Source organism: Chryseobacterium sp. WLY505 (genome assembly GCF_030846215.1).
Lineage (GTDB): Bacteria > Bacteroidota > Bacteroidia > Flavobacteriales > Weeksellaceae > Chryseobacterium.
The window spans coordinates 122,344-143,908 of sequence record NZ_JAVCWI010000004.1; the positions used below are offsets into that span (position 1 = coordinate 122,344).

Here is a 21,565-nt window from a genome sequence, read left to right on the forward strand (position 1 = left end):
TCTTGCCTGATATTTTTCTTCTGATGAATTTCAATGCTGAAAAATATTTTTTTAAATATTTAAAGAAAACCGTTTAATGTACATACTACGTTTTCCCAAAGCCTGTCTTTCATATTTTTTTTGAAAAAACCAAAGTGGTCAATTTTTTTTAATCCTAATTCCGAAGGAACCAGTTTTGTGAAAGTAATATCTTCTTTACTGTCAATGTGCTGCCAATACGTTTCTGTATTTTTCCGGCTTGAAATGGTATCATCCGTAGTCCAGAATAAATGAATAGGAAATGCATAATTCTTGAAATGCCCTGTAGGAACAGTGGTACCATAAAATTGAGCATCGAAAAAATAATCTTTCTTTTCAAGCCAGTTTCGCCACTCATAGACTACATTTTTAGGCAGGTTTTCCATTAATCCAAAGGTTTTGGCTTTTACATATCCTGTCATCAGAACACTTATCGGCGCAAAAATGTAAAAATAAAAATACGCCTTCATTCTGTAAGAGAATGGCATATTCATGTAATATCCAGCTGATACAGCAAAATTGATCATTCCCTTTACATTGTCCAGATTTTTCATAAATCCTATTTGCTGCCCGCCCGCACTATGCCCAACAATCATAAACGGAAGATCAGGAAATCTCTTATTGAGAAAATCTTTGATGGCGGGCATATCTTTTACTCCATAATCTGAGAAGGTGAACTCACAGGTTTTCAGACTTCCGTAAAAAGAATCTCCGCTTCCTCTGTAATCCCAAAGACAGCACAGAAAATCATTTTCAGCAAGATAGGTGAGGAAAGACAAATAGAATTCTTTCTTTGTTCCGGTGCCGCAGTTAAACTGGATGACGGCTTTCGGATGATCCGGAATAAGAAGAATTCCTCTAAGCTTTATACCGTCTTCACATATTGTTTCAAAATTTTCCGTTTTCATGTTTAATTTAACTTTAAAAATCAGGATACATTGTAGTGGTATCCTTTTCTCTGTTAAATGTAATAAATACCCCAATTACATAATAATATTTAACTATGCAGTGCTAGGTTTCTGGTTAAGACTTTCAATGGTTATTCAATTTTTTTGAGGTGTATATTTCATCATAATAACCTTATTGATATTCTGGGCAGAAGTGTTTTCTATTTCTAAAAATCCTGTCTTTCTGTATAAATTGTAAGCCTTATCATTTCCCGGGGCAACTTCTAAAAGAATTTCAATATCATTAAATTGCCTGCCTGCTTCATGAATAACAGCTTCAATCAATCCCTGACCTATATTCTTCCCCTGAAACTCCTTTTTTACATACATTTGGTAAATTGTACCAGAGTTTTTGTCGCTTTTGACGAAAGTACATATGCCGATAAGCACATCATCTGCGTAGGCACCCAATACAAATTTTCCAAAAGTCTGTTCTTCAATGTCTGTTTCTAATTGAAATTTTTCAATTTTCAGGGCTTCATGATAGTTGGCACAAAATGATTCGGGAAATTGTTCAAGACTTTCCAGACGGATTGCGCGGTATGCTTTACTTTCTTCAGGGTGAAGTTTTCGATAACAAATATAATTCATGCTCATCAGGTTTTATTTATATTAATATACAAAGATGAAAATAATTTTATCAGATAACGGAATTTGCAATACATAGTTAAAATTATACATTGGTCTTATCTATTTGTAACAATTTTCATTTCAGATAGTCTTATTATAGACACAATAAACACTTTTTTGATCAGAATACGTATATCAATGCAATATGGGAATTTTAAAAAGTGTTTGTTTAAAGTGAGGATATTACATTATTTATTTCAATATTACATTTTTGCGAAATAACTAGTTTATTTCATAATAAACATGATAAATTATGTATATTTATAACACTTATTGGGGAATAATATTAAAATAACGTCAGGTAATTATCAGCTTATTTGTAAATGAGTGAATAGGTAGATATGTGGATACACATGGGAAAAGTGTGATGATGGGAAAAATTGACTTAATCATTTTTAAAAAGATAAAGGAACATTCAAAAGGGATAAAGAAAATAGTTGCCCTTACAATCTGCGTGGGGTTATTGCTTGTTATATTTTCATGTCACAATGATTCTCAAAATGCAGACAGGGAAAACTTTGATGTGTCTCTATTGACTGAAAGTTCAGAACTTCAGCTGTCCGGTGAATATGAAGCTTTTGTCAGGCTTAATAAAGAATATCTGAAAAAAGCCGCCAAAATGCGTTACAAAGGTGGAAAAGGACTCTGCTATCTGAATATGGCAGGTGTAAATGTTTCTGCAGGGAATTATGAAAAAGCCCGTTTTTTCTTCAATAAAGCAGAAAAAGACCTTATCAATTCTGAAAACAATTACCACAAAGCAGTCTTCTATGATGATTACAGCCTTTATTATTCCCACCTTAAACTCAATGACAAAGCGATAGAATGTAATAAAAAAGCATTCTATTATTTAAAACAGGCGAAAAAAACAAAGCTTAGCCAAAGACTTCTGCCAAGACTTTATGTAAACAAAGGGATTTACTATGCATGGAAAGGATGGTTCGGAACTTCCTTAAAATGTTTTACAAAAGCAAATATGCTGGAAAACTCGGCGTATACCAATTGTATGGTGGCGCAATATTATTTATTTACCCGTAAACCTGATTCTGCCGGTATATACATTGCCAGAGCAGATGAAAAAATGATCAGACAGAAAACAACAGACGTAGAGTCTCTTTGGGTTTATTATACAATGGGATATTACTATAATGAAATTGATAACAGTGAACAGGCTGAAAAAGCACTTAAAAAAGCACTGGAGATCAATATTAAAACAAGACGGACTTATTCTTCCCATATAAAAGAAGTCTACAAAGCACTGGCAGAACTGTACAAGAAAAAAAATGACGGAGGCAAGGCCTATTTTTATCTGAAGAAATATATGGAAGAGGAGGGAAGGTTTGATGCAGAACGGTTTGCCGTTATGAATAAAGCTACGGAAGATTTTATCTCAGAAATGAAGCAGGAATCAGACTGGCATAAAAATGATCTTCCTTTATTTATTGCATTATCCATTACAGTGCTTACCGTTTCAGGGGTATATGTCCGGAAAATAATTAATGGTTTACAAAAGAAGAAGAATACTTTAAAAGAACAAACCGATACATTGAAAAATCATGTCCAGACAATGCAACGGGAGGAAGTGATTGAATTGGCTAAAAAGAATGATTCCTCTTTCCTGTTGAAATTCAAGGAATTCTATCCTGATTTTATTAAATCACTTATGAAGATCAATCCGGATCTTGAGAATTCAGAGCTGGCTTTCTGTGCAATGCTGAAATTACGTTTTTCTTCCAAAGAGATTGCAGATTATACTTTTGTACAGCACAAGTCTGTTCAACAGAAGAAATACAGGATCAGAAAAAGACTGAATATTCCCGGAGAAACAGATATTTATGACTTTTTTGAAAACTTGACAGAATACAATAATAGATCACAATAAAAGCGGCAGGATTTTGTTTTATGAAAAGATTTTATTGTTGATCCTATCAGAAATAACCATTGATACTTTTATAATTATACAAAATTTCATCTTAATAAGATCATTGTTTAATCATCAATTTTAGCGTAATTAGAGAAACATATGATGCGTATTTTTCTTTCTGTGTTGCTTTTTGTTTTAGTTTCGTGCCATTCTCATTCAAAGAAAGAGGCTGAAAAGAAATTTGACACCGCTTTACTGAAGCAGAATGAAAGGTTCAGATTAGAAGGAGCATATGATTCGTTGATTAATCTCAATAAAAGATATTATAAACAGGCCGATCAAATGAATTATGAAGATGGGAAGGCACTGTGTTATATCAATCTGGCAGAACTTAATATATCGCTTGAAAATTTTCAAAAATCGCAGATTCTCTTTGATAATGCAAAAGAAATTCTGGAAGATTCAGAGGACAATCTCCATAAAGCCAGGTTTTATAATGTGTATGGCCGCTTCAATATAGAGCTTCGGAGGATTGATAAAGCTTTTCAATATAATAATGAAGCCATGAATTTTATAAAGAAAAGTGATCCGTCAGAACTTAAAAACGATCTGCTTTTCAGCATTTATTTCAGACAGGCTATTTATCTTGTTCAAAAAAAAGACTATGGAAAAGCCCTTGAATATTTCCATAAAGCGAAAAAACTGGATGATACAGGTCTTACAGATTGTGCTATCAGTGATTATGTGTATATACGGAGAAACAAGGATTCTGCCTATAAATATATAACGACTGCTTACAACAAAGCCAATATGAGAGGTAAAGAGGACGGAATAGCTCTTTATGCCAATACCATTATGGGGGAATATTTTCTTTATTATAAAGAATATGATAAGGCAGAACAGGCTCTGAAAAAAGCATTGAAAATCAATGATAAAACAAAACGTGTCTACGCTTATTATGGTAAGTATATCTATAATGATCTCAGAATGTTATATGAACGTACCGGTGATAAAGAGAAGGCCTATTTTTATTTGGAAGCCTACACAGATGCTTTTTACAGAACAAATACCTCCCTGCTGGCTACCATTAATCAGGATATGGAGTCTTTTATTACAGTAACCCAGCAGGATGCCAGCCATCATAAAAGTAAAATATACTGGATCGTTTCCCTGTCGCTTATAGGACTTTTTCTGTTGGGGCTATATGCCTGGAGAATTATTATTGCCTTAAGGAAACGGAAAAAAGTTCTTACGATAGAAGCTGAAAATCTGAAAATAAGAATGAATGACAATAAACAGGAAGAAGTTATAGAACTCGGTAAAAAGAATGATCCTGAATTTCTGGATCGTTTTAAAGAAACTTACCCGGAGTTTATTGCTCAGCTTTTAACGATAAATCCCAATCTTGAAAACTCTGAACTGATTTTTTGCGCAATGCTTAAACTACATTTTACTTCTAAAGAAATAGCAAACTATACGATGGTTCAGCATCGGAGTATTCAGCAGAAAAAATACAGAATCAGAAAAAAATTAAATATTCCGGGAGAAACAGATATTTACCATTTCTTTGATACTTTAAAATAATCCAAAAAAAACTGTCTGATTTATCAGGTCAGACAGTACTCGAAATATTCTCTTTTCACCACTCGGTTTTTTTTAGTGGTCTCAATGGTTCAAATATGAAAATTTTTAGTGGAAAGAGGAAAAAAGATTGTACTACACAGATACTACATGTTTTATTTAGGTTATTAAATACTTGATTTTTAATAAATTACAGATTGTTTTCTACGATCAGGTTTATTATTTAAAAATCTCAATAGTTTTTTTAATCTTTCCCTTTTTTAGACGGAATAGTTAGTTCTTCTTTTTCTATTTCATCTTTTTTTAACTGATTTTCAGTATATTTTTTATCCGTTTTTCAGATCCAATTTTTTAATAATACTTATTCATAAATAATAGATTTATGTAGGAACTAGATTTACTGCGAAATATAAGTGGTTGATAATTAATGAATTGTCTCTGCTGTTGTACGCGTGTAGTATCATTTATTTTTGTTTTTCATTGAGAATATATAAGTTTTGCGAAGTGATTTGTTGTGAATTTTTCATCATTGATTTTATTTTATTGAATTTATCATAATATTTATTTGTAGTGTTAATTAGAATCTTAAATGATCTTTTTGATAAAAAATAAACAACATGTAATCATACAACCAAAGTAATTTTAAATAAATCTATGAAAAAAAGAATTTTATTCGTTTGTGCATTAGCATCTTGTTTTACGGTTTTCAATGCTCAGAGATGGGAATCTGTCTCTCAGAAAACTTCACAGATAAGAGAAGGAGTTGAAGTGCAGCACTCCTATAGAGTGGATCTTAAATCTCTTCAGGAAATGCTGAGAAATGCTGAAGAAACCGGGAAAAGTGCAAGACCGGTTATTATTTCTTTACCTACTGTAGAAGGAAAGATTGAGAAATTTGCTGTGTATAGCAATCCTGTGATGGATGTTTCGCTGGCCGAAAGATATCAGCTTGGATCATATGTAGGAGTGGGCGTAGATGATCCGTCTAAGTATTTAAGATTCAGTACATCTCCCAACGATATGCAGTCTATGATTATTAAAAATGGTGTATTCCAGTTTATAGAGCCGATAAGTGCTGATAAACAAACTTATGGAGTATTCTATAAAACAAAGAATGAGGGAGAACATGGCTTTAAATGTGATACAGGGGAACGTGATTTCAAGACTATCAATAAACTGGTAGAGAATGGCAAAAAAATGCTTTCCGGAGTTGGAATTGCGAGCAGACCTACCAACACAAAATACAGAGATTTTAGAATGGCATTGTCCGTTACAGGAGAATACAGCCAATATCAGTTAACTGCAGCAGGTACTCCTGCCAATGCAACAGATGACGTAAAAAAAGGAGTAGTACTGGCTGCCATGAATAATACGATGACCCGAATAAATGGAGTTTTTGAACGTGATTTCGGGGCTCATCTTACCGTTCAGAATCTTCCTGATATCATCTATCTTGATCCGGCAACAGATCCTTATTCTAATAATTTAAATCTCCAGCTGCAACAGACCCTTACCTCTGTAGTGGGAAATGCCAACTATGATATCGGACACGTTCTTAATCAAAACGCAGAAAGAAGCGGAAATGCAGGAGGAATCGGAATTGTCTGTGTAGATCCGGCCACTAATACTGAAATAAAAAAAGGTTCTGCTTACACCCAGGGACCTGTCCCTGTAGGTGAAGTTTTTGACTTTACTGCAGCGCATGAAATGGGACATCAGTTGGGAGCTAATCACACCTTTTCAAATACTTCTGTTACAGATGCCAATCAGGGAGCCAATGTAGAGCCTGGAGGAGGAACTACTATTATGGGCTATGCCGGGATTACCTATGATAATGTGCAGGCGAACGCTGATGGATATTTCCATTATAAATCGATTGATCAGGTACTAACTAATCTGGAAAGCAAGATTAATTGCGGAGCTTCTCAGAATATAAACAATAATACTGCACCAGCAATTAATCCATTGGTAGCTTATAGTATTCCTAAAGGAACCGCTTATTATCTTGAAGCTTCAGCTACGGATGCAGAAAATGATCCTGTAAACTATACCTGGGAACAGAATGACAGTACCGATGAGTTTTCTACAATTTCAGGGGATAGCGGATGGGGATACAACCCAAAAGGAGCTTTAACAAGATCAGTTCCCGGAACAGCAAACGGAAGAAGATATTTTCCAACGTTAGCGAGTGTGATGAACGGAAATCTAACAGACAAGCAGGCATGGGAAACAGTATCTTATATCCCCCGAACATTAAATTATGCTGTAACAGTAAGAGATCAGAATGCTCAGCGTCCTATGGTTTCAAGTTCAACAACTACCGTGACTGTAGGGAATGATGGACCGTTTAAATTCAATGGGCTTACTGCATCTTCAGTATTGTACAATGATGCTGTAAACACAATCTATTGGGATGTTGCCAATACAAATGCTGCACCTTATAACACAGCGAGTGTGAAAATAGATTATACTACAGATAATGGCACAACCTGGACCAACCTTGTTGCTGCAACACCAAATACCGGAAGCTATAGCGCACAAATGCCAGGAAATATAAATGGAGCTGTAAAACTAAGAGTTTCAGCTGTAGGAAATATCTTTTATGCTGTTTCTCCTGCTATCAACGTGGGCAGTGCACCTACATCTCCTACATCATCACCGACTGGCATTTCTACAATAGATACTGAGATTTTCAAAACAACAGCAAGAGTATCCTGGAATAGTGTTCCGGGAGCGACTTACTCTGTTAACTACAGAAAAACAGGAACAGGAAACTGGTCTAATGCTGTGAGCCAGGCAAATTCTGTAGTTCTGAATAATTTAGAAGATGAAACGAGTTATGAAGTACAGGTAGCGGGTGTAGTTAATTCAGTTCCCGGGACATTCTCTAATACTTATACATTCAAAACAAAAGGATTAAAGACAGGAGTTGATTACTGTCTTTTAAATTCAGGTTCACCTTATGTAGGATCCATCTTAAAAGTTACTGTTGCAAATCTTGATTATAGTGATCTTACAGCAAGGTCCTATAAAGATTTAAGCGAAGATCTTACTAAGGTTGTTAATTTGACACAAGGCAGCACCTATACACTTACGCCTAGAATAGGGAATCTTTTGCAAAACGGAATGCCGGTAAATGTATCTGCCTGGATTGATTACAATAGAAACGGAGTATTTGAAGCTACAGAAAGGGTAGGGCAGACTTCAGCGACAACAAATGCAGGTAATATAGGGTTACCAGGTTTTAACTTCACTGTTCCTGCTACCACTTACTCTGGAGATAAGGTGTTAAGAATGAGAGTGGTTGGTAAATTTGCAACGAGTGCCTTAAATAGCGTATGTGGTGAGCTGGAAAGCCAGGCCGGAGGTATTGTGGACCTTCCTGTGAAAATTACTGCGAGCACGCTTGCTGTGAGAGAAACAGTAGACACAAAATCGTCAGAGGTATCTGTTTATCCTAATCCTGCAGATACATTTGTAGAAGTGAAGAATCTTAAAGGTAAAGGGGATTACAAAATTTACAGTGCAGATGGAAGACTTGTTCAGGAAGGTAAGATTGATGGAAAAATCAATGTTGCTTCTCTGATCAAAGGAATGTATGTGATCACCATAAAAGATGAGAAAAACACTTATAACACCAAATTAATCAAAAAATAAACGGCACGAATGAATCTCCGTATCAGGATCTAAAAGCGGAGAGAAAAAGAGTTTATTAAACTTAAAAAGGCTGTCTCGGGATGAGGCAGCCTTTTGTTTTACTTATGAAGCCAGATGACCGTTAAAAAAATCAAGCATAGTGGTTAATGAGGTTTCAGAATGCATCCGTTCTCCGTTCTCAAGAGATTCCTGTGTGGCAATTGCAGCTCTTTTCTGCATTGCTGTTTCATAGCCGGAAATGGCTTCCTGTAAGGTGTTGTATTTGTCACTGGTAATATATTCACTCAGTTCCAGGGCGTCCAGCATGGCCATATTAGCACCTTCTCCCGCAAATGGCGGCATTACGTGGGCTGCATCCCCAATCAATGTGAGGTTGGGAAGAGTTTCCCATGTTTGATCTAAAGGCATAGAGTAAATCAAACGTGGAATAAAAGGAGTTGCAGCATTTTCAAACAATTCGTCCCATATAGAATCCCATTCCGGGTATTCTGTTTTGAACCATTTTAGCATCTGTGCATTATCAGAAAAATCAAGACCGCTGGTGGCAGGCCAGTTTTCATCAGCTTTAAAGCTTGCATAGAATCCGAGATCTCCATTGCCTTTTTGTCCCAGTAAAATATTTTGAGAATTTCCGAATGCCATAATTTTTCCCCCTTTGATCAAAGCATCAATCTGAGGCGCATTTTCTTTTGAAATATTTCCTTCCAGCATAATGATTCCTGAATAAACAGGTTTATGATCAGTAAGATAAGGTCGGATTTTAGAATTGGCACCATCTGAAGCAATGACAAGATCAGCGTACACCGAATTTCCATTTTTAAAATGCAGCAGCGAGCCTTCATTCTGACGTTCCATAGAGAGAAAATGACTGTCCCAGACAACGGTTTCAGGATCTAGAGATTCCAGCAGCATATTTCTTAATGGACCACGGTCTATTTCAGGACGGAAATGTTCATGGCCGAAATCTTCTTCAGGCTTTGTTTCATGATCGTTAAAAAATATTTCTGCCTTTTCATTCATGATCAGTGTTCTGTCTGCACCCGGACGGAAAGTCTTTTTAAACTCTTCCAAAAGTTCTGCTTTGCGGATGGCTGCCAGCCCAGAATCTTCATGCATATCAAGAGGGGAGCCCTGTACACGGGCATTTTTATTAACATCTCTTTCATATACTTTTACATCTGCACCTTTCAGTTGTAAAAGTCTTGCCAGTGTAAGTCCTGCCGGACCACCACCAACGATTGCTATTGATTTATTGTCTATCAGCATTGTTGATTTAAATTTTACAATGCAAATTTATTTTCCTTTCAATACAGATAATAGTACAAATCGGTCGTTTTTATTTTTGGACAATTCTTTAGGAGCAACTCCTGAAAATTTCTTTACTTCTTTGATGAAATGATTCTGATCGGTATAATTAAGTTCCGGGAAAAGTCTTCCCTGGGCAATATGTTCCAATGATGCTCTGAATCGCAAAATAGTAGCGTAGGCTTTCAATGACAAACCAAGTTGTTTGGTAAAGTACCGGTTGATTTGTCTGCTGCTCCATCCTGTTTTCTCAGAAAGTTCCTGTACGCTCATTTCCCCTTTTGAAGCATATACCAATTCAAAAAGTTTGATTTTTCTTTCATCTGCTTTTTGAGGAAGCAATTCTTTTATTTTTTGAGTGGCTTTTGTACAGCAATGATTAAAATCCTTTAAGTCATCACTTTTAAAATTCCAGAAATCAGGAGAAAGCTCTTTTCCGGTATTCAATAAATCAGCGATGGAAGTATTTAAAATATATTCCACAGCAAGAGGTTTGAAACTAACGATAAAAGCTGTTGTATGGGGAGCGATAAATCTTTGTTCAGGATAAGTTTCCAGTCCGAGAAGGGTAATATGGAAAGGTTCTGAAGCCGACTGTGAGAAAAATAAATCAATTCTTCCATCAGGAATGATCACTACTTCCTTAGCTTCATCTGAAAGGTTCTGAAAAGTTCCCAGATTTTCAACAAAATCTGTGATCTCTTTGTCAGGTTCGATGAAGGTATAAGTGAAATCATTGTCCATAATGATGATCTGCGCAGGTTGCTTTTGAAGAAGAAAATTACAAAATTTGTGATAAATTACAAAGCTATTGATACATTCACTATAATCCGGGAATTAATATTCTTCAATATAAAAGGTGGCTTTTTTTAAGTTACGGTTTACCGTAAGTTGTAACGTTTTTTTTTATTTAATATTGCCGGATAAAATCTCAACCATGGCAATTTTATTGATTATTGTTTTGTTTATATTAATGCTCTACGCATTCAGTACATCAGGAAAGTTTAAAAAAGAATCTCTTCACAAAGATACTCAAATTACAAATCTAAAAGGAGAGAATAACCATTTGAAAATGGAGGTTTCTAAATTACAGATTGATAAAAGTAATTTAAGCAGAAAAGTAGCTGAATTATCACAACATAATGATGCATTGAGAAAGTATCAGGACATTATTGATATTAAAGTTGAATGCGATTACCTTCTTAAAAAGGCAGAAAGAGATAGCTTGAGATTAAGAGACAGGGCCGGACAAGAGCTTGCCAACGCACAGCTTGAAGCCCGTGAACTTCGTAGGAATGTAAAGGAAACTACCGAGAAAAAAAGACGAGAGATTGAATTACTGTACGAAAATGCAGTAAACGAAGCTAAGCGTATTCTTGATAATGCTGAAGCGAGGGCAGAATCAATAGGTGGGGATGCTTATCGAAGTTTAAGAGAATCAGATCAGATTGCAGATAGAATAAAAGCAATGAAAAATGTTATTGAAGGGTATGGTAATGAATATTTGGTCCCTACTTATACTTTATTGGATGAATTAGCGGAAGACTTCGGGCATAAGGAGGCTGGTGAAAATCTTAAAAAACTTCGACATAACAATAAGCTTATGATTGTTAGCAGACAAGCTGGTATTTGTAATTATATGGATGAATCAAGAAGAAATACAGCTATTGATTTTGTTATTGATGCTTACAATGGAAAGGTAGATTCTATTTTAGCATCAGTAAAGAAAGATAACTTTGGTATTCTGAAACAAAAGATGGATGATGCATTCCAGTTGGTAAACTTCAACGGACAGGCTTTTAGAAATGCCAGAATATCTGAGGTTTATCACAGTGCAAGAATTGAAGAACTAAAATGGGCAGTTGTTGCTCAGGAACTGAAATGGCAAGAACAAGAAGAGCAGAGACAAATTCGTGAGCAGATTCGAGAAGAAGAAAGAGCCCGCAAGGAATATGAAAAGGCTATTAAAGATGCTGAAAAAGAAGAACAAACCTTAAAAAGACTTATAGAGAAGGCGGAATTGCAAGTAGCAAGGGCCAATGAAGAACAAAAGATACTTTTCCAGCAACAGCTTGAAGAGCTACAACAAAAGCTTACTCAGGCAGAAGAAAAAAATCAAAGAGCGATATCTATGGCACAGCAGACCAGAACAGGGAATGTTTATATTATTTCAAACATTGGCTCATTTGGGGAGGATGTTTATAAAATTGGTATGACAAGACGTCTTGATCCTCTTGATCGTGTTCGTGAGCTGGGTGATGCAAGTGTTCCTTTTGAATTTGATGTTCATGCTATGATTTATGCTGAAGATGCTCCGGCTTTGGAGAAACAGCTTCATAAGAAGTTTTTAAGAAGCCAACTGAATAAAATTAATCCAAGAAAAGAGTTTTTTAAATTAAATATCCACGATATCAGAAATTACATTGATTCAATGGGGATTGGCTGTAAATGGACACTGGTAGCAGAGGCAAAACAATACCGTGAAACATTAAAGCTCGAAGAAGATATGAAAACCAATAAACAGCTTGAAGCAGAGTGGGAACAATATCAGGAGGTCACTGACCCTGTTACTTATGATGAAGTTATGTCTGAAGAATAATTGGTATTATTATCTCGGTGATGGAATAGGAAACCATTAAACTCAAAAGTTTAATGGTTTTGTTTTTTTTAATAAAAAACATTCATGGAATTTGATTTTTTTGAAAAAAATAGAGTTCTAATCTACTATTGTCATCTTTAAAGTCTCTATATTTGAATTATATAAAGCATTGTAAATAAGAGATGCAATATGAAAACGAATACTATGCAAGATAAGGAATTTAATTTTTTACAACACAATGAAGCTGCCTGGAACAAACAGGCATTAGCCCAGAATGAGTGGTCAAAAGCGGTAAGCTCAGAATTGATCAATGATGCAAAAGGAGGAAAATGGGATGTTCACCTGACTCCAAAACCAATGAATAAAGAATGGCTGGGAGAGGTGAAAGGAAAGAAAATTCTGTGTCTGGCATCGGCAGGAGGGCAGCAGGCTCCGGTTTTGGCTGCTGCAGGAGCTTCTGTTGTAGTTTTTGATATTGCCAGGGAACAGCTGAAGCAGGATGAAAAAGTAGCAGAACGTGATGGGCTGTCTCTGAAAACAGTTCAGGGCGATATGAGAGACCTGAGTGTATTTGAAGACGAAACCTTTGATATTGTATTCCATCCGATTTCCAATCATTATGTAGAAGATGTGAATCCGGTTTGGAGAGAAGCTTACAGAGTATTGAAAAAAGGAGGCGTACTACTTGCAAGTTTTTTTAATCCTGTAGTGTTCGTAGCAGACCGGAATCCTCAGGATATAAAAGAGGGAATTATCAGACCGAAATATACACTTCCTTATGCTGATATAAAAGATTTGGATCAGACTCAGATCAACAAAAAACTGGAGAATAATGAAGCTTTGGTTTTCGGCCATACCCTTGCAGATCTTATCGGAGGACAGTTGAAGGCAGGTTTTATGATTGCGGATTTTACAGAAGAAATGCAACCCAATCCACGTTTTTTAATTGATCAGTACCTTCCTACTTTCATAGCAACAAAAGCCGTGAAATTGAAATAATACAAGTCATGTAAGTATCAACGGTTTTTAGGAGTATCATTGCTAATGACGTGAGAAATTCCTCTCCTTTGGAAGGGTGGCGAAAATTCAAAGAATTTTTGACGGGCTGGTTTTACCGCTTCAAATTAACCAGACTTCAATGAATTATTGCTACTTTAGATGGCTCAAAGTATATTTATGAGGACATTTTAATGGACAAATCATCACTTAATACCTATTTCCATTCATTATTCAGTATCCAGGCTGAGATAGTTGAAAAAATTACTGAAAAATTCAGTCATTTTGAGCTAAAAGCAAATACTGTTTTGTTGGATAAAGATGCCATCAGTACCAAAACCTATTTTCTGGAAAAAGGCTATGTAAGGTCTTATTTATTGAATGAAGATAATGAGGAGATCACGACCAATATTTACAGAGCTCCCTGCTTTGTAAATGATTTTCTGTCCTTTTTCAGGCAGCAGCCTGCCAAAGAAATATACCAGACCGTAACCGATTGCGTTTTCTGGGAAACAGGATTGGAAAATGTACAGCATAATTTCCATAACATTCCCGAGTTCAGAGAGTTCAGCAGGCTTCTTTTTGTTTTGAATTATTATAATATTCATGACAGGTTGATCGAAATGGCGAGCCAAAAGGCTTCCACAAGATATTTTAACCTGATGAAGAAAGATCCTGATATTTTTCAACATGTTCCTTTGAAGGTAATTGCTTCTTACCTTGGAATTAAAGACAGCTCACTGAGCCGGATCAGAAGAGATATTCACAAACTGTAATTTCTTTTCATTTGTCAAGTGATATTTTAAATGTCATCCCTGATCTTTGCTTAAAAATAATTTCATGAACAAAAAACATATTGTAGTAGTAGGATTGGGTGGTGTAGGCGGTTATTTTGGTTTTAAAATCAATCAGACCAATGAGACTACAGGAAAATATACCGTTTCATTTGTCGCCCGCGGAGAAACTTTTGATAAAGTAAAAGAAAACGGATTGACGTTGTTATCTCCGGAGCATTCCAATTCACAGACCCATCCTAATGATATCGTACAGAACATCAGTGAGATCAAAAATCCTGATCTGGTACTGATTTGTGTAAAAGAGTATGATCTTGAAAATGTCTGTAAACAATTACTGCCGGTTATTAATAAGGATACTGTCCTTCTTCCGATGATGAACGGAGCGGATATCTATGACAGAATACGTACTATTATTCCTGATCATACTGTTCTTCCAACCTGTGTGTATGTAGCTTCTCATATTAAGGAAAGAGGAACTGTAGAACATAAAGGAAATGCAGGGAAAATCATTGTGGGAAGAGATCCTAAGCATTTTTCTGCACCTATAGAATGGATTACAGAGCTATTGAGTGAAAGTAAAATTGACTTTGATTTTAAAGATAATTCATTAAAAGATATCTGGACGAAATTCATATTCATAGCAAGCTTTGGATTGATCACAGCGAAGCATAACTCATCCATAGGAGCCGTATGTACCAATGAACAGCAAAAGAATGAAGCAACCGGAATTATGAAAGAAATACAACAGATTGCTGCTAAAAAAGGAATAGATCTTCAGGAAGATATTATTGACGCTACTTTTAAGAAAGCTTCCACATTTCCTTTTGAAACTCCAACTTCCTTACAACTTGATATCAATTCCGGAAAGAAGGATAACGAACTGGAATTGTTTGCAGGAGCAGTGTTAAAATATGGTTCTGAAGTAGGTGTTGAAACTCCTTTTACTGAAAGAATATACACTGAGATTAAAGCAAAATAAGATTTCGGAGAAGAAAAAATATAAAAGGCGCATTAAAACCTAGTCATGGTCGGAATTTTCTTCCGACCATGACTAGATTAAAACCCGCCTTTGTTGAAATTAAATATAAAAGATAGAAGTTGACTAAGCACTGTGCATGAATTTTTGTCTGTCCAATAGTACTTCTTCCGTTTCCCTGTGATCAGGATCATCTACACAACAGTCTACAGGGCATACCGCCTTACATTGAGGCTCTTCATGAAAGCCTTTACATTCCGTACATTTTCCGGAAACGATATAATACACTTCATCTGAGACAGCCGGATGGTAAGCATCGGCATCATCTTCCGTACCGTCGGGGAATGTAATATGTCCTGAAAGTTTGGTTTTGTCTTTCCAGCGCCAGTCGATAGCGCCTTCGTAAATGGCTGAGTTGGGGCATTCAGGTTCGCAGGCTCCACAGTTGATACAGGCATCTGTTATTTTTATAGCCATATGGTTTGAATTTAAAGGGTTTAAAAAAGGGATTTCTTCAACGTTGAATAGTTGGGAAATCCCCGCTAAACTTAATTACAGCAGTTCAACACTGTTCTTTGAAAATAAGCAGCATAAAGTGTGCTAATTTTTATTTTTAACTCATTAATCTGCAGCAATTTCTACCGACAGCCCATCCATTTGAGCTGTAAGATGAATCTGGCAGGCTAATCTGCTTGTAGTCCTGGAGGTAAATAGTTCTGATAACAAGGCTTCTTCAATATCATTTTTTTCAGGAAGAGGAATGGGTTCACTTAAAACAAAGCAATGGCAGGTAGCACACATAGCCATGCCTCCACACATTGCTTCCATAGGCAATTCATAGGCTTTGCAGATATCTTTAAGGGTAAGTCCCATTTCTAAAGGGCATAGCAAAGTATGTGTAGTACCGCTTTGGTCGATAACCGTAATTGTAATTTCATTCTCCATACTACTTAGTCAATAGTTGCGACTACCTGTTTTTCTGCCTGTTTTTTTGTTCCGTCAAAACCTTCAATTCCACTTACCGTAGTATATTTTAAAACAAATTTCTTATTCGGATTAAGACGCTGATAAATACTTTGGCAGGCAATGGCTGCTTCATGGAATCCGCATAGAATCAGTTTCATTTTATAAGGATACGTATTAATATCACCTACGGCATAAACTCCTGAAATATTGGTTTGGAAATCGGTGCTGTTTTCTACTTTTATGGCATTCTTTTCCAGCTCCAGTCCCCATTCTACTAGTGGTCCCAGCTTGGGAACCAATCCGAAAAGAGGAATAAAGTAATCCGTTTCAATGGACTGAATTGTGCCTTCTTTTTCAACCAGAATTTCCTTTAAACAATCCTCACCATTTACTCCTATCACTTCTGCAGGAGTAATCAGGTTGATTTTCCCTTCCAGTTTTAATCTTTTCACCTTTTCAACAGAATCCAGTGCGCCACGGAATTCATTTCTTCTGTGAATGAGAGTAAGAGATGAAGCTATTTCAGCAAGATGAATGGTCCAGTCCAGCGCTGAATCTCCACCTCCGGCAATTACCACATGTTTTCCGGCATAGTCTTCCGGATTTTTGATGAAATAATTAATTCCACGTTCTTCAAAAGCTGAAATATTTTCAATAGGTGGTTTTTTAGGTTCAAAACTTCCCAGTCCTCCGGCAATAATCACGGCTTTCGCTCGGTGTTTGGTCCCTTTATCGGTAATGACTTCAAAAAGATTTTCTTCCAGTTTGAGAAGGTGAATGGCTGTTTCATTAAAGGTAAAGCCTGGTTCAAACTGTTTGATCTGTTCATAAAGATTATCGATGAGTTCTCCGGCAAGGACACTTGGAAATCCGGGAATGTCAAAAATGGGTTTCTTGGGATATAACTCTGATAACTGGCCTCCCATCTGTGGCAATGCATCGATAATATGGCATCGCATTTTGAGAAGGCCGGCTTCAAATACCGTAAATAACCCTGCAGGGCCGGCACCAATGATCAGTATATCTGTTTCTATCATGTTATGAATGGTTTATAGTCGTTTTTTCTATTTTTTTAGTGGTGGCAATGCTGATAAGCTTATCAAACTTACCGGAATAGAGCTCTGAAATTTGCGTAGATTGTTCAGCTGTGAATAATGATGATCTTACAATGGGAACGCTGAATGGTAATGGCCATGCACGCAATGATTTGGCAATAGAATCCATGGCGTTGATTCCCTGCATAGCCTGCAACCCATCTGCCCAGCATACCAATCCCACAGTTTTATCCGTAAGATAAGGTTCGTATCTGTTGGCAGTTATTTCAAGCCAGTCCAGGCAGTTTTTCATCACACCCGGAATGCTTCCGTGGTAAAGAGGAGCCAGCCAGATATGAAGATCAGCATCAGTGAACATCTGAGTCATGCGCTCTACAGCCAAAGGAGTCTTGGTAAGGGTAACATCAAATAGAGGAATACCGGAATCCGCAAGGGTAAAAATATCAGTTTGAATTCCCAGCGTTTTCAGATGTTCTGAGAAATAATCTGAAATCAGTCCGGAAGTAGATAAAGCTCTTCTTTCCAGGGATCCGTTGAATATGATTGCTTTCATTTTTTATTGTTTAAAAATTACTTTAGGTAATCCTATCTCGCCGTACATCAGTGTTTTTACCAGAGGTTTTAATAATCCTGCGACTAATAAATACAGAGCAGGATCATGATTTGTACTTGCCCGGACCACCACTTTCTGATTTTTATACTGTTTAAGGTCAGCGTAAATGAGACGTCGTTTCCAGAGATCGAGTAATATTGTTTCTGCGTTGTTTAAATCTACATAAGAAGCATAAGGAGACAGTTTTTCCATAATGAGCATGTAAGCCCACGGAGGAATGATGGCATCCGTAGAGCAGATAATTCCTACTGCTTTTTCATTGTATATAGAAAAATCCACCACAGCAATTGATTCCTTAAATTCTTTCTCCTTCACAATCATTCCCATAAAAAGATGATCTTTGATATCCAGTTCTACAATTTCCGTAGTGGGTTTGTATTCTGAAAGGTCAAGGGCAATAATACCCGAAGCCTTTGCTTTATTGATGAAATTTTCCTCAGTCATAGTTTGTTTACTTTCAGTGTTATTTATCTTACTTTTGACAAAGCTTCTTCATATTTTCTTTCAACGGCAGACCAATCCAGTACAGACCAGAAAGCATCAAGGTAGTCAGCACGTTTATTCTGATAATTCAAGTAATAGGCATGTTCCCAAACATCTATTCCAAGAATCGGAAAACCTCTGTTTGTAGGAAGAATATCCATCATCGGATTGTCCTGATTAGGAGTAGAACTGATAGCCAGAGATCCGTTGAACTTTACAAATAACCATACCCATCCGGAACCGAACTGTGATAAACCTGTTTTTTTCATTTCTGCTTTTAGATTGTCAAGACTTCCGAAAGTAGCTGTGATATCATCATGAAGCATCCCCTCAGGATGAAGCTTAGGTTGAGCGGAAAGAATTTCCCAGAATAAAGAATGGTTATAGTGGCCACCACCATTATTTCTTATAGCAGGACTGTATTCACTGATTCTTTGTAATAAAGAATCCAGATCAGGATTCGTTTCGTTGGTTTGTGCCAGAGCATTATTCAGATTGTCTACATAAGCCTGATGATGCTTTTGATGGTGAATCGTCATTGTTTCTTTATCTATAAAAGGAGCCAAAGCATCATAAGCATAAGGTAACTGTGGTAATGTAAATGGGTTCATCGTATTTATTTTTTTTAATTGTTGTGTCACAAAGGTAGAAATATATTTTAATAAAACAACTTTTAGGTTGTTTTATCAATTTTGTGATTTGAATGAATAAGATATTGTAAATCTTTGTTTTAGCTCTGATTTTTTGAAATTATAGAAAATGACTATATTTGTTGTTGAAAAATAAAACAACTAAAATATTGTCAAATGAAAAAGCCGGCAGCAGATCGCATTCTGATGTTTCTCAAGATGAGAGGGGAGGCTACATCACTTCTTATTGCTGAAGAATTGTCGATCACTAAAGAAGGCGCAAGAAAACACTTGCTCAACCTTGCTCAGGAAGGATTGATCCGGTCTTCGGTGAAAAGCGAAGGAGTGGGCCGTCCTTCTACTTATTATACGCTTACAGAGAAAGGATTGTCTCAATTTCCGGATACGCATGCAGATGTCACGGTTCAGATTTTGAAATCAGTAAAAAATCTTTTGGGTGAAAATGCTTTGGAATTATTGATCAGTGACCGGGAAAAAAATACCCATGAACGGTATGAAAAAGTGCTTTCTAAGACAAAATCTCTGGAACAGCGCCTTGAATCCCTTGCAAAAGTCCGTAGTGATGAAGGTTACATGGCAGAATGGAAAAAAGAAGGGGAAGAATATTATCTGATTGAAAACCATTGTCCGATATGTGCTGCTGCTACCGAATGCCAGGGCTTCTGCCGTGCTGAATTATCCAATTTCCAATCGTTGATAGGAAAGGAGTACAACGTGGAAAGAGTAGATCACATCATTTCCGGCGGACAGCGCTGTGTGTATAAAATCAGCCAATAATTCATCATATATCATTTATCATTCATCATTTATCATTTAAAAATGGCTTTAAAAGCAGTAATATTTGACATGGACGGTGTTCTGATAGACTCAGAAAAATTCTGGACTCAGGCAGAACTGGATGTCTTTTCATCCTATGGCGTGCAGGTTTCGGATGACCTGGCGGCACAAACCAAATATATGACCACTCAGGAGGTCACAGAATTCTGGTATGAAAGATTTCCGTGGGAAAATTTTGATTCCTCTGATCTCGAAAATAAAGTAGTGACGAGAGTAATTGAAATGATTCAAGGCCAGGACTGTACAATGTCTGGTGTACAGGAATTTATTAAAAATCTTAAGAATAAAGAATATAAAATAGGGCTGGCTACCAATGCTCCTTTGCGTGTAGCTCATGTGGTTCTTGAAAAACTTCAGGTTCGTGATCTGTTTGATACCATTCACTCATCAGAGTTTGAAACTCAGGGAAAACCTCATCCGGCCGTGTATCTTACTTCTGCAAAAAATCTGGGAGTCTCTCCGGAGCACTGTATTGCCATTGAAGACAGTCAGTCAGGGCTTAAGGCAGCAAAAGAAGCAGGAATGCAGACTATCATTTTTACCAATAATGATGAAAGCATTCATTCAAACCTTGCCGATTTTAAAATCCTGGACTTTAATACTGGTTTTCTACCGATCTTTAGTGAATAGTGAAAGGTGAATCCGCTGCGCTGTGAATTTTGATAATAGGCGCAAAAAATTGACGATTGACGAAACTCCGTATCTCGAAACCCGTATCCCGTACCCGTACCTCACACTCAATACCTCGTCAAAACCTCCATCAACAACAGAATAGAAACCAGCTTTTTAGAAGACTTATACTCCGGATTCAGCTGTTCACGGATTTCTCCCAAAGCTTTGCTTAGTTTATTGCTCACGGTTTTGTTGCTGATTCCCAGTGCTTCTGCGGTTTCATTCACAGACATATTTTTTCTGATTCTCATATCGTAGACCTGCTGCTCTGTTGAGGGAAGTTGGGCAACCACCTCATCAATCATGGATAACAAAGCAGAAATTTCATTTTCCTCAAGAATTTCAAAATAATCTGAATCTGCCATTTCAATTTCATTCGGAATATCAAACTCATCAATACTCAGCGTAGGAGGAGCTTTTTTATAGCTGTTATAAAAATCAATAATCCGGTAATGAAGATGGCGGAGGAGGTAGCCTTTGGCGCTTTCCGTTTCATCGGTTTGTATCACGTCTGTATTTTCAAGAATCTTCATCCATAGATTCTGAAGAATTTCCTCAGAGACTTCTTTATCCCGTGTCCGTACAAAAACAAAGCGATATAGACTATCCCAGTATCGGTCATACAGCAGCATAAATGCAGGACGGTCGCCTGATTTTATTTTCTTTAATAATGTATAGTCTGTTGGGCTCATATTGTGATACAAAATTACCTAAAGGAAAATTAACTTTTTGTGAACTTTGGGTGTGATAAGATTAAATATTTCTGAAAAACAGGGCTCAAATATGACGCTAATGTTGAGTAAATGTGAAAAAGGATGAAAATTATTAACAATTTGGTTGTAATGTGAATATAACGTTAAGGATGCCCTGGGGAAGTTTTTCATTTTCACTGTCTTATAGATAGAAGTATCTGTGAATA

20 protein-coding genes are annotated in these 21,565 nt (G+C 36.5%); 9 read left to right on the forward strand and 11 right to left on the reverse strand.

What is annotated here, in order from left to right:
- Positions 1-59: 59 nt before the first annotated feature.
- Together RAH34_RS10880 and RAH34_RS10885 are read right to left on the reverse strand one after the other, a co-directional pair.
- On the reverse strand, positions 60-926 hold the full coding sequence (locus tag RAH34_RS10880) for a serine aminopeptidase domain-containing protein (RefSeq protein ID WP_306596152.1): 867 nt from the start codon (positions 924-926) through the stop codon (positions 60-62).
- Positions 927-1,061: 135 nt separating this feature from the next.
- On the reverse strand, positions 1,062-1,556 hold the full coding sequence (locus RAH34_RS10885) for a GNAT family N-acetyltransferase (protein WP_306596153.1): 495 nt from the start codon (positions 1,554-1,556) through the stop codon (positions 1,062-1,064).
- A gap of 409 nt (positions 1,557-1,965) precedes the next feature.
- On the opposite strand from RAH34_RS10885, the gene RAH34_RS10890 reads away from it, so the two are divergent.
- The 3 genes from RAH34_RS10890 to RAH34_RS10900 all read left to right on the forward strand — a co-directional run bounded on the left by RAH34_RS10890 (position 1,966) and on the right by RAH34_RS10900 (position 8,697).
- Complete coding sequence (locus tag RAH34_RS10890) at positions 1,966-3,477, forward strand: tetratricopeptide repeat protein (protein ID WP_306596154.1); 1,512 nt, start codon at positions 1,966-1,968, stop codon at positions 3,475-3,477.
- Between the two features lie 141 nt (positions 3,478-3,618).
- Positions 3,619-5,043 (forward strand): hypothetical protein, encoded by a 1,425-nt coding sequence (locus tag RAH34_RS10895; RefSeq protein ID WP_306596155.1) that lies wholly within the window; start codon positions 3,619-3,621, stop codon positions 5,041-5,043.
- Positions 5,044-5,694: 651 nt separating this feature from the next.
- Positions 5,695-8,697 carry a reprolysin-like metallopeptidase gene (locus RAH34_RS10900; protein WP_306596156.1) on the forward strand — a complete coding sequence of 1,001 codons (3,003 nt, stop codon included), beginning with the start codon at positions 5,695-5,697 and terminating at the stop codon, positions 8,695-8,697.
- Positions 8,698-8,799: 102 nt separating this feature from the next.
- Here the strand turns inward: RAH34_RS10900 and RAH34_RS10905 are convergent, their stop codons facing one another.
- Together RAH34_RS10905 and RAH34_RS10910 are read right to left on the reverse strand one after the other, a co-directional pair.
- Entirely contained in the window at positions 8,800-9,963 is a 1,164-nt protein-coding gene (locus RAH34_RS10905; RefSeq protein ID WP_306596157.1) for an NAD(P)/FAD-dependent oxidoreductase, read from the reverse strand.
- Positions 9,964-9,990: 27 nt separating this feature from the next.
- On the reverse strand, positions 9,991-10,746 hold the full coding sequence (locus tag RAH34_RS10910; protein ID WP_306596158.1) for an AraC family transcriptional regulator: 756 nt from the start codon (positions 10,744-10,746) through the stop codon (positions 9,991-9,993).
- A 193-nt stretch (positions 10,747-10,939) separates the two neighbouring features.
- Here RAH34_RS10910 and RAH34_RS10915 point away from each other — a divergent pair, with 193 nt between their 5' ends.
- The 4 genes from RAH34_RS10915 (at position 10,940) to RAH34_RS10930 (ending at position 15,373) form a co-directional block, all read left to right on the forward strand.
- Positions 10,940-12,601 carry a DUF4041 domain-containing protein gene (locus tag RAH34_RS10915; RefSeq protein ID WP_306596159.1) on the forward strand — a complete coding sequence of 554 codons (1,662 nt, stop codon included), beginning with the start codon at positions 10,940-10,942 and terminating at the stop codon, positions 12,599-12,601.
- Between the two features lie 204 nt (positions 12,602-12,805).
- Positions 12,806-13,600 (forward strand): class I SAM-dependent methyltransferase, encoded by a 795-nt coding sequence (locus RAH34_RS10920; protein WP_306596160.1) that lies wholly within the window; start codon positions 12,806-12,808, stop codon positions 13,598-13,600.
- Positions 13,601-13,791: 191 nt separating this feature from the next.
- Positions 13,792-14,373, forward strand: a complete 582-nt coding sequence (locus RAH34_RS10925) for a Crp/Fnr family transcriptional regulator (RefSeq protein ID WP_306596161.1) — start codon at positions 13,792-13,794, stop codon at positions 14,371-14,373.
- 64 nt (positions 14,374-14,437) lie between these two features.
- Positions 14,438-15,373, forward strand: coding sequence for a ketopantoate reductase family protein (locus RAH34_RS10930; RefSeq protein ID WP_306596162.1), 936 nt, complete (start codon positions 14,438-14,440; stop codon positions 15,371-15,373).
- Positions 15,374-15,496: 123 nt separating this feature from the next.
- Here RAH34_RS10930 and RAH34_RS10935 read toward each other — a convergent pair whose 3' ends face one another.
- The 6 genes from RAH34_RS10935 to RAH34_RS10960 all read right to left on the reverse strand — a co-directional run bounded on the left by RAH34_RS10935 (position 15,497) and on the right by RAH34_RS10960 (position 19,098).
- The gene (locus RAH34_RS10935; protein WP_114821538.1) at positions 15,497-15,847 is read right to left on the reverse strand and encodes a 4Fe-4S dicluster domain-containing protein; all 351 of its coding nucleotides are present in this window, start codon (positions 15,845-15,847) and stop codon (positions 15,497-15,499) included.
- 144 nt (positions 15,848-15,991) lie between these two features.
- The gene (locus tag RAH34_RS10940) at positions 15,992-16,315 is read right to left on the reverse strand and encodes a 2Fe-2S iron-sulfur cluster-binding protein (RefSeq protein ID WP_114821537.1); all 324 of its coding nucleotides are present in this window, start codon (positions 16,313-16,315) and stop codon (positions 15,992-15,994) included.
- Between the two features lie 5 nt (positions 16,316-16,320).
- Complete coding sequence (locus RAH34_RS10945) at positions 16,321-17,373, reverse strand: NAD(P)/FAD-dependent oxidoreductase (RefSeq protein WP_114821536.1); 1,053 nt, start codon at positions 17,371-17,373, stop codon at positions 16,321-16,323.
- Position 17,374: 1 nt separating this feature from the next.
- Positions 17,375-17,944: an NADPH-dependent FMN reductase gene (locus tag RAH34_RS10950; protein ID WP_306596163.1), complete on the reverse strand. Its 570-nt coding sequence runs from the start codon at positions 17,942-17,944 to the stop codon at positions 17,375-17,377.
- 3 nt (positions 17,945-17,947) lie between these two features.
- A complete protein-coding gene (locus tag RAH34_RS10955; RefSeq protein WP_306596164.1) occupies positions 17,948-18,448 on the reverse strand; it encodes a DUF2480 family protein in 501 nt (166 codons plus the stop codon).
- 23 nt (positions 18,449-18,471) lie between these two features.
- Positions 18,472-19,098 carry a superoxide dismutase gene (locus RAH34_RS10960; RefSeq protein WP_114821533.1) on the reverse strand — a complete coding sequence of 209 codons (627 nt, stop codon included), beginning with the start codon at positions 19,096-19,098 and terminating at the stop codon, positions 18,472-18,474.
- A gap of 195 nt (positions 19,099-19,293) precedes the next feature.
- Here RAH34_RS10960 and RAH34_RS10965 point away from each other — a divergent pair, with 195 nt between their 5' ends.
- A complete protein-coding gene (locus RAH34_RS10965) occupies positions 19,294-19,914 on the forward strand; it encodes a metalloregulator ArsR/SmtB family transcription factor (protein ID WP_114821532.1) in 621 nt (206 codons plus the stop codon).
- A gap of 42 nt (positions 19,915-19,956) precedes the next feature.
- Positions 19,957-20,604, forward strand: a complete 648-nt coding sequence (hxpB, locus tag RAH34_RS10970) for a hexitol phosphatase HxpB (protein ID WP_114821531.1) — start codon at positions 19,957-19,959, stop codon at positions 20,602-20,604.
- A 107-nt stretch (positions 20,605-20,711) separates the two neighbouring features.
- On the opposite strand, the gene RAH34_RS10975 is transcribed toward hxpB, so the two are convergent.
- Complete coding sequence (locus RAH34_RS10975; RefSeq protein WP_114821530.1) at positions 20,712-21,338, reverse strand: RNA polymerase sigma factor; 627 nt, start codon at positions 21,336-21,338, stop codon at positions 20,712-20,714.
- Between the last annotated feature and the right edge of the window lie 227 nt (positions 21,339-21,565).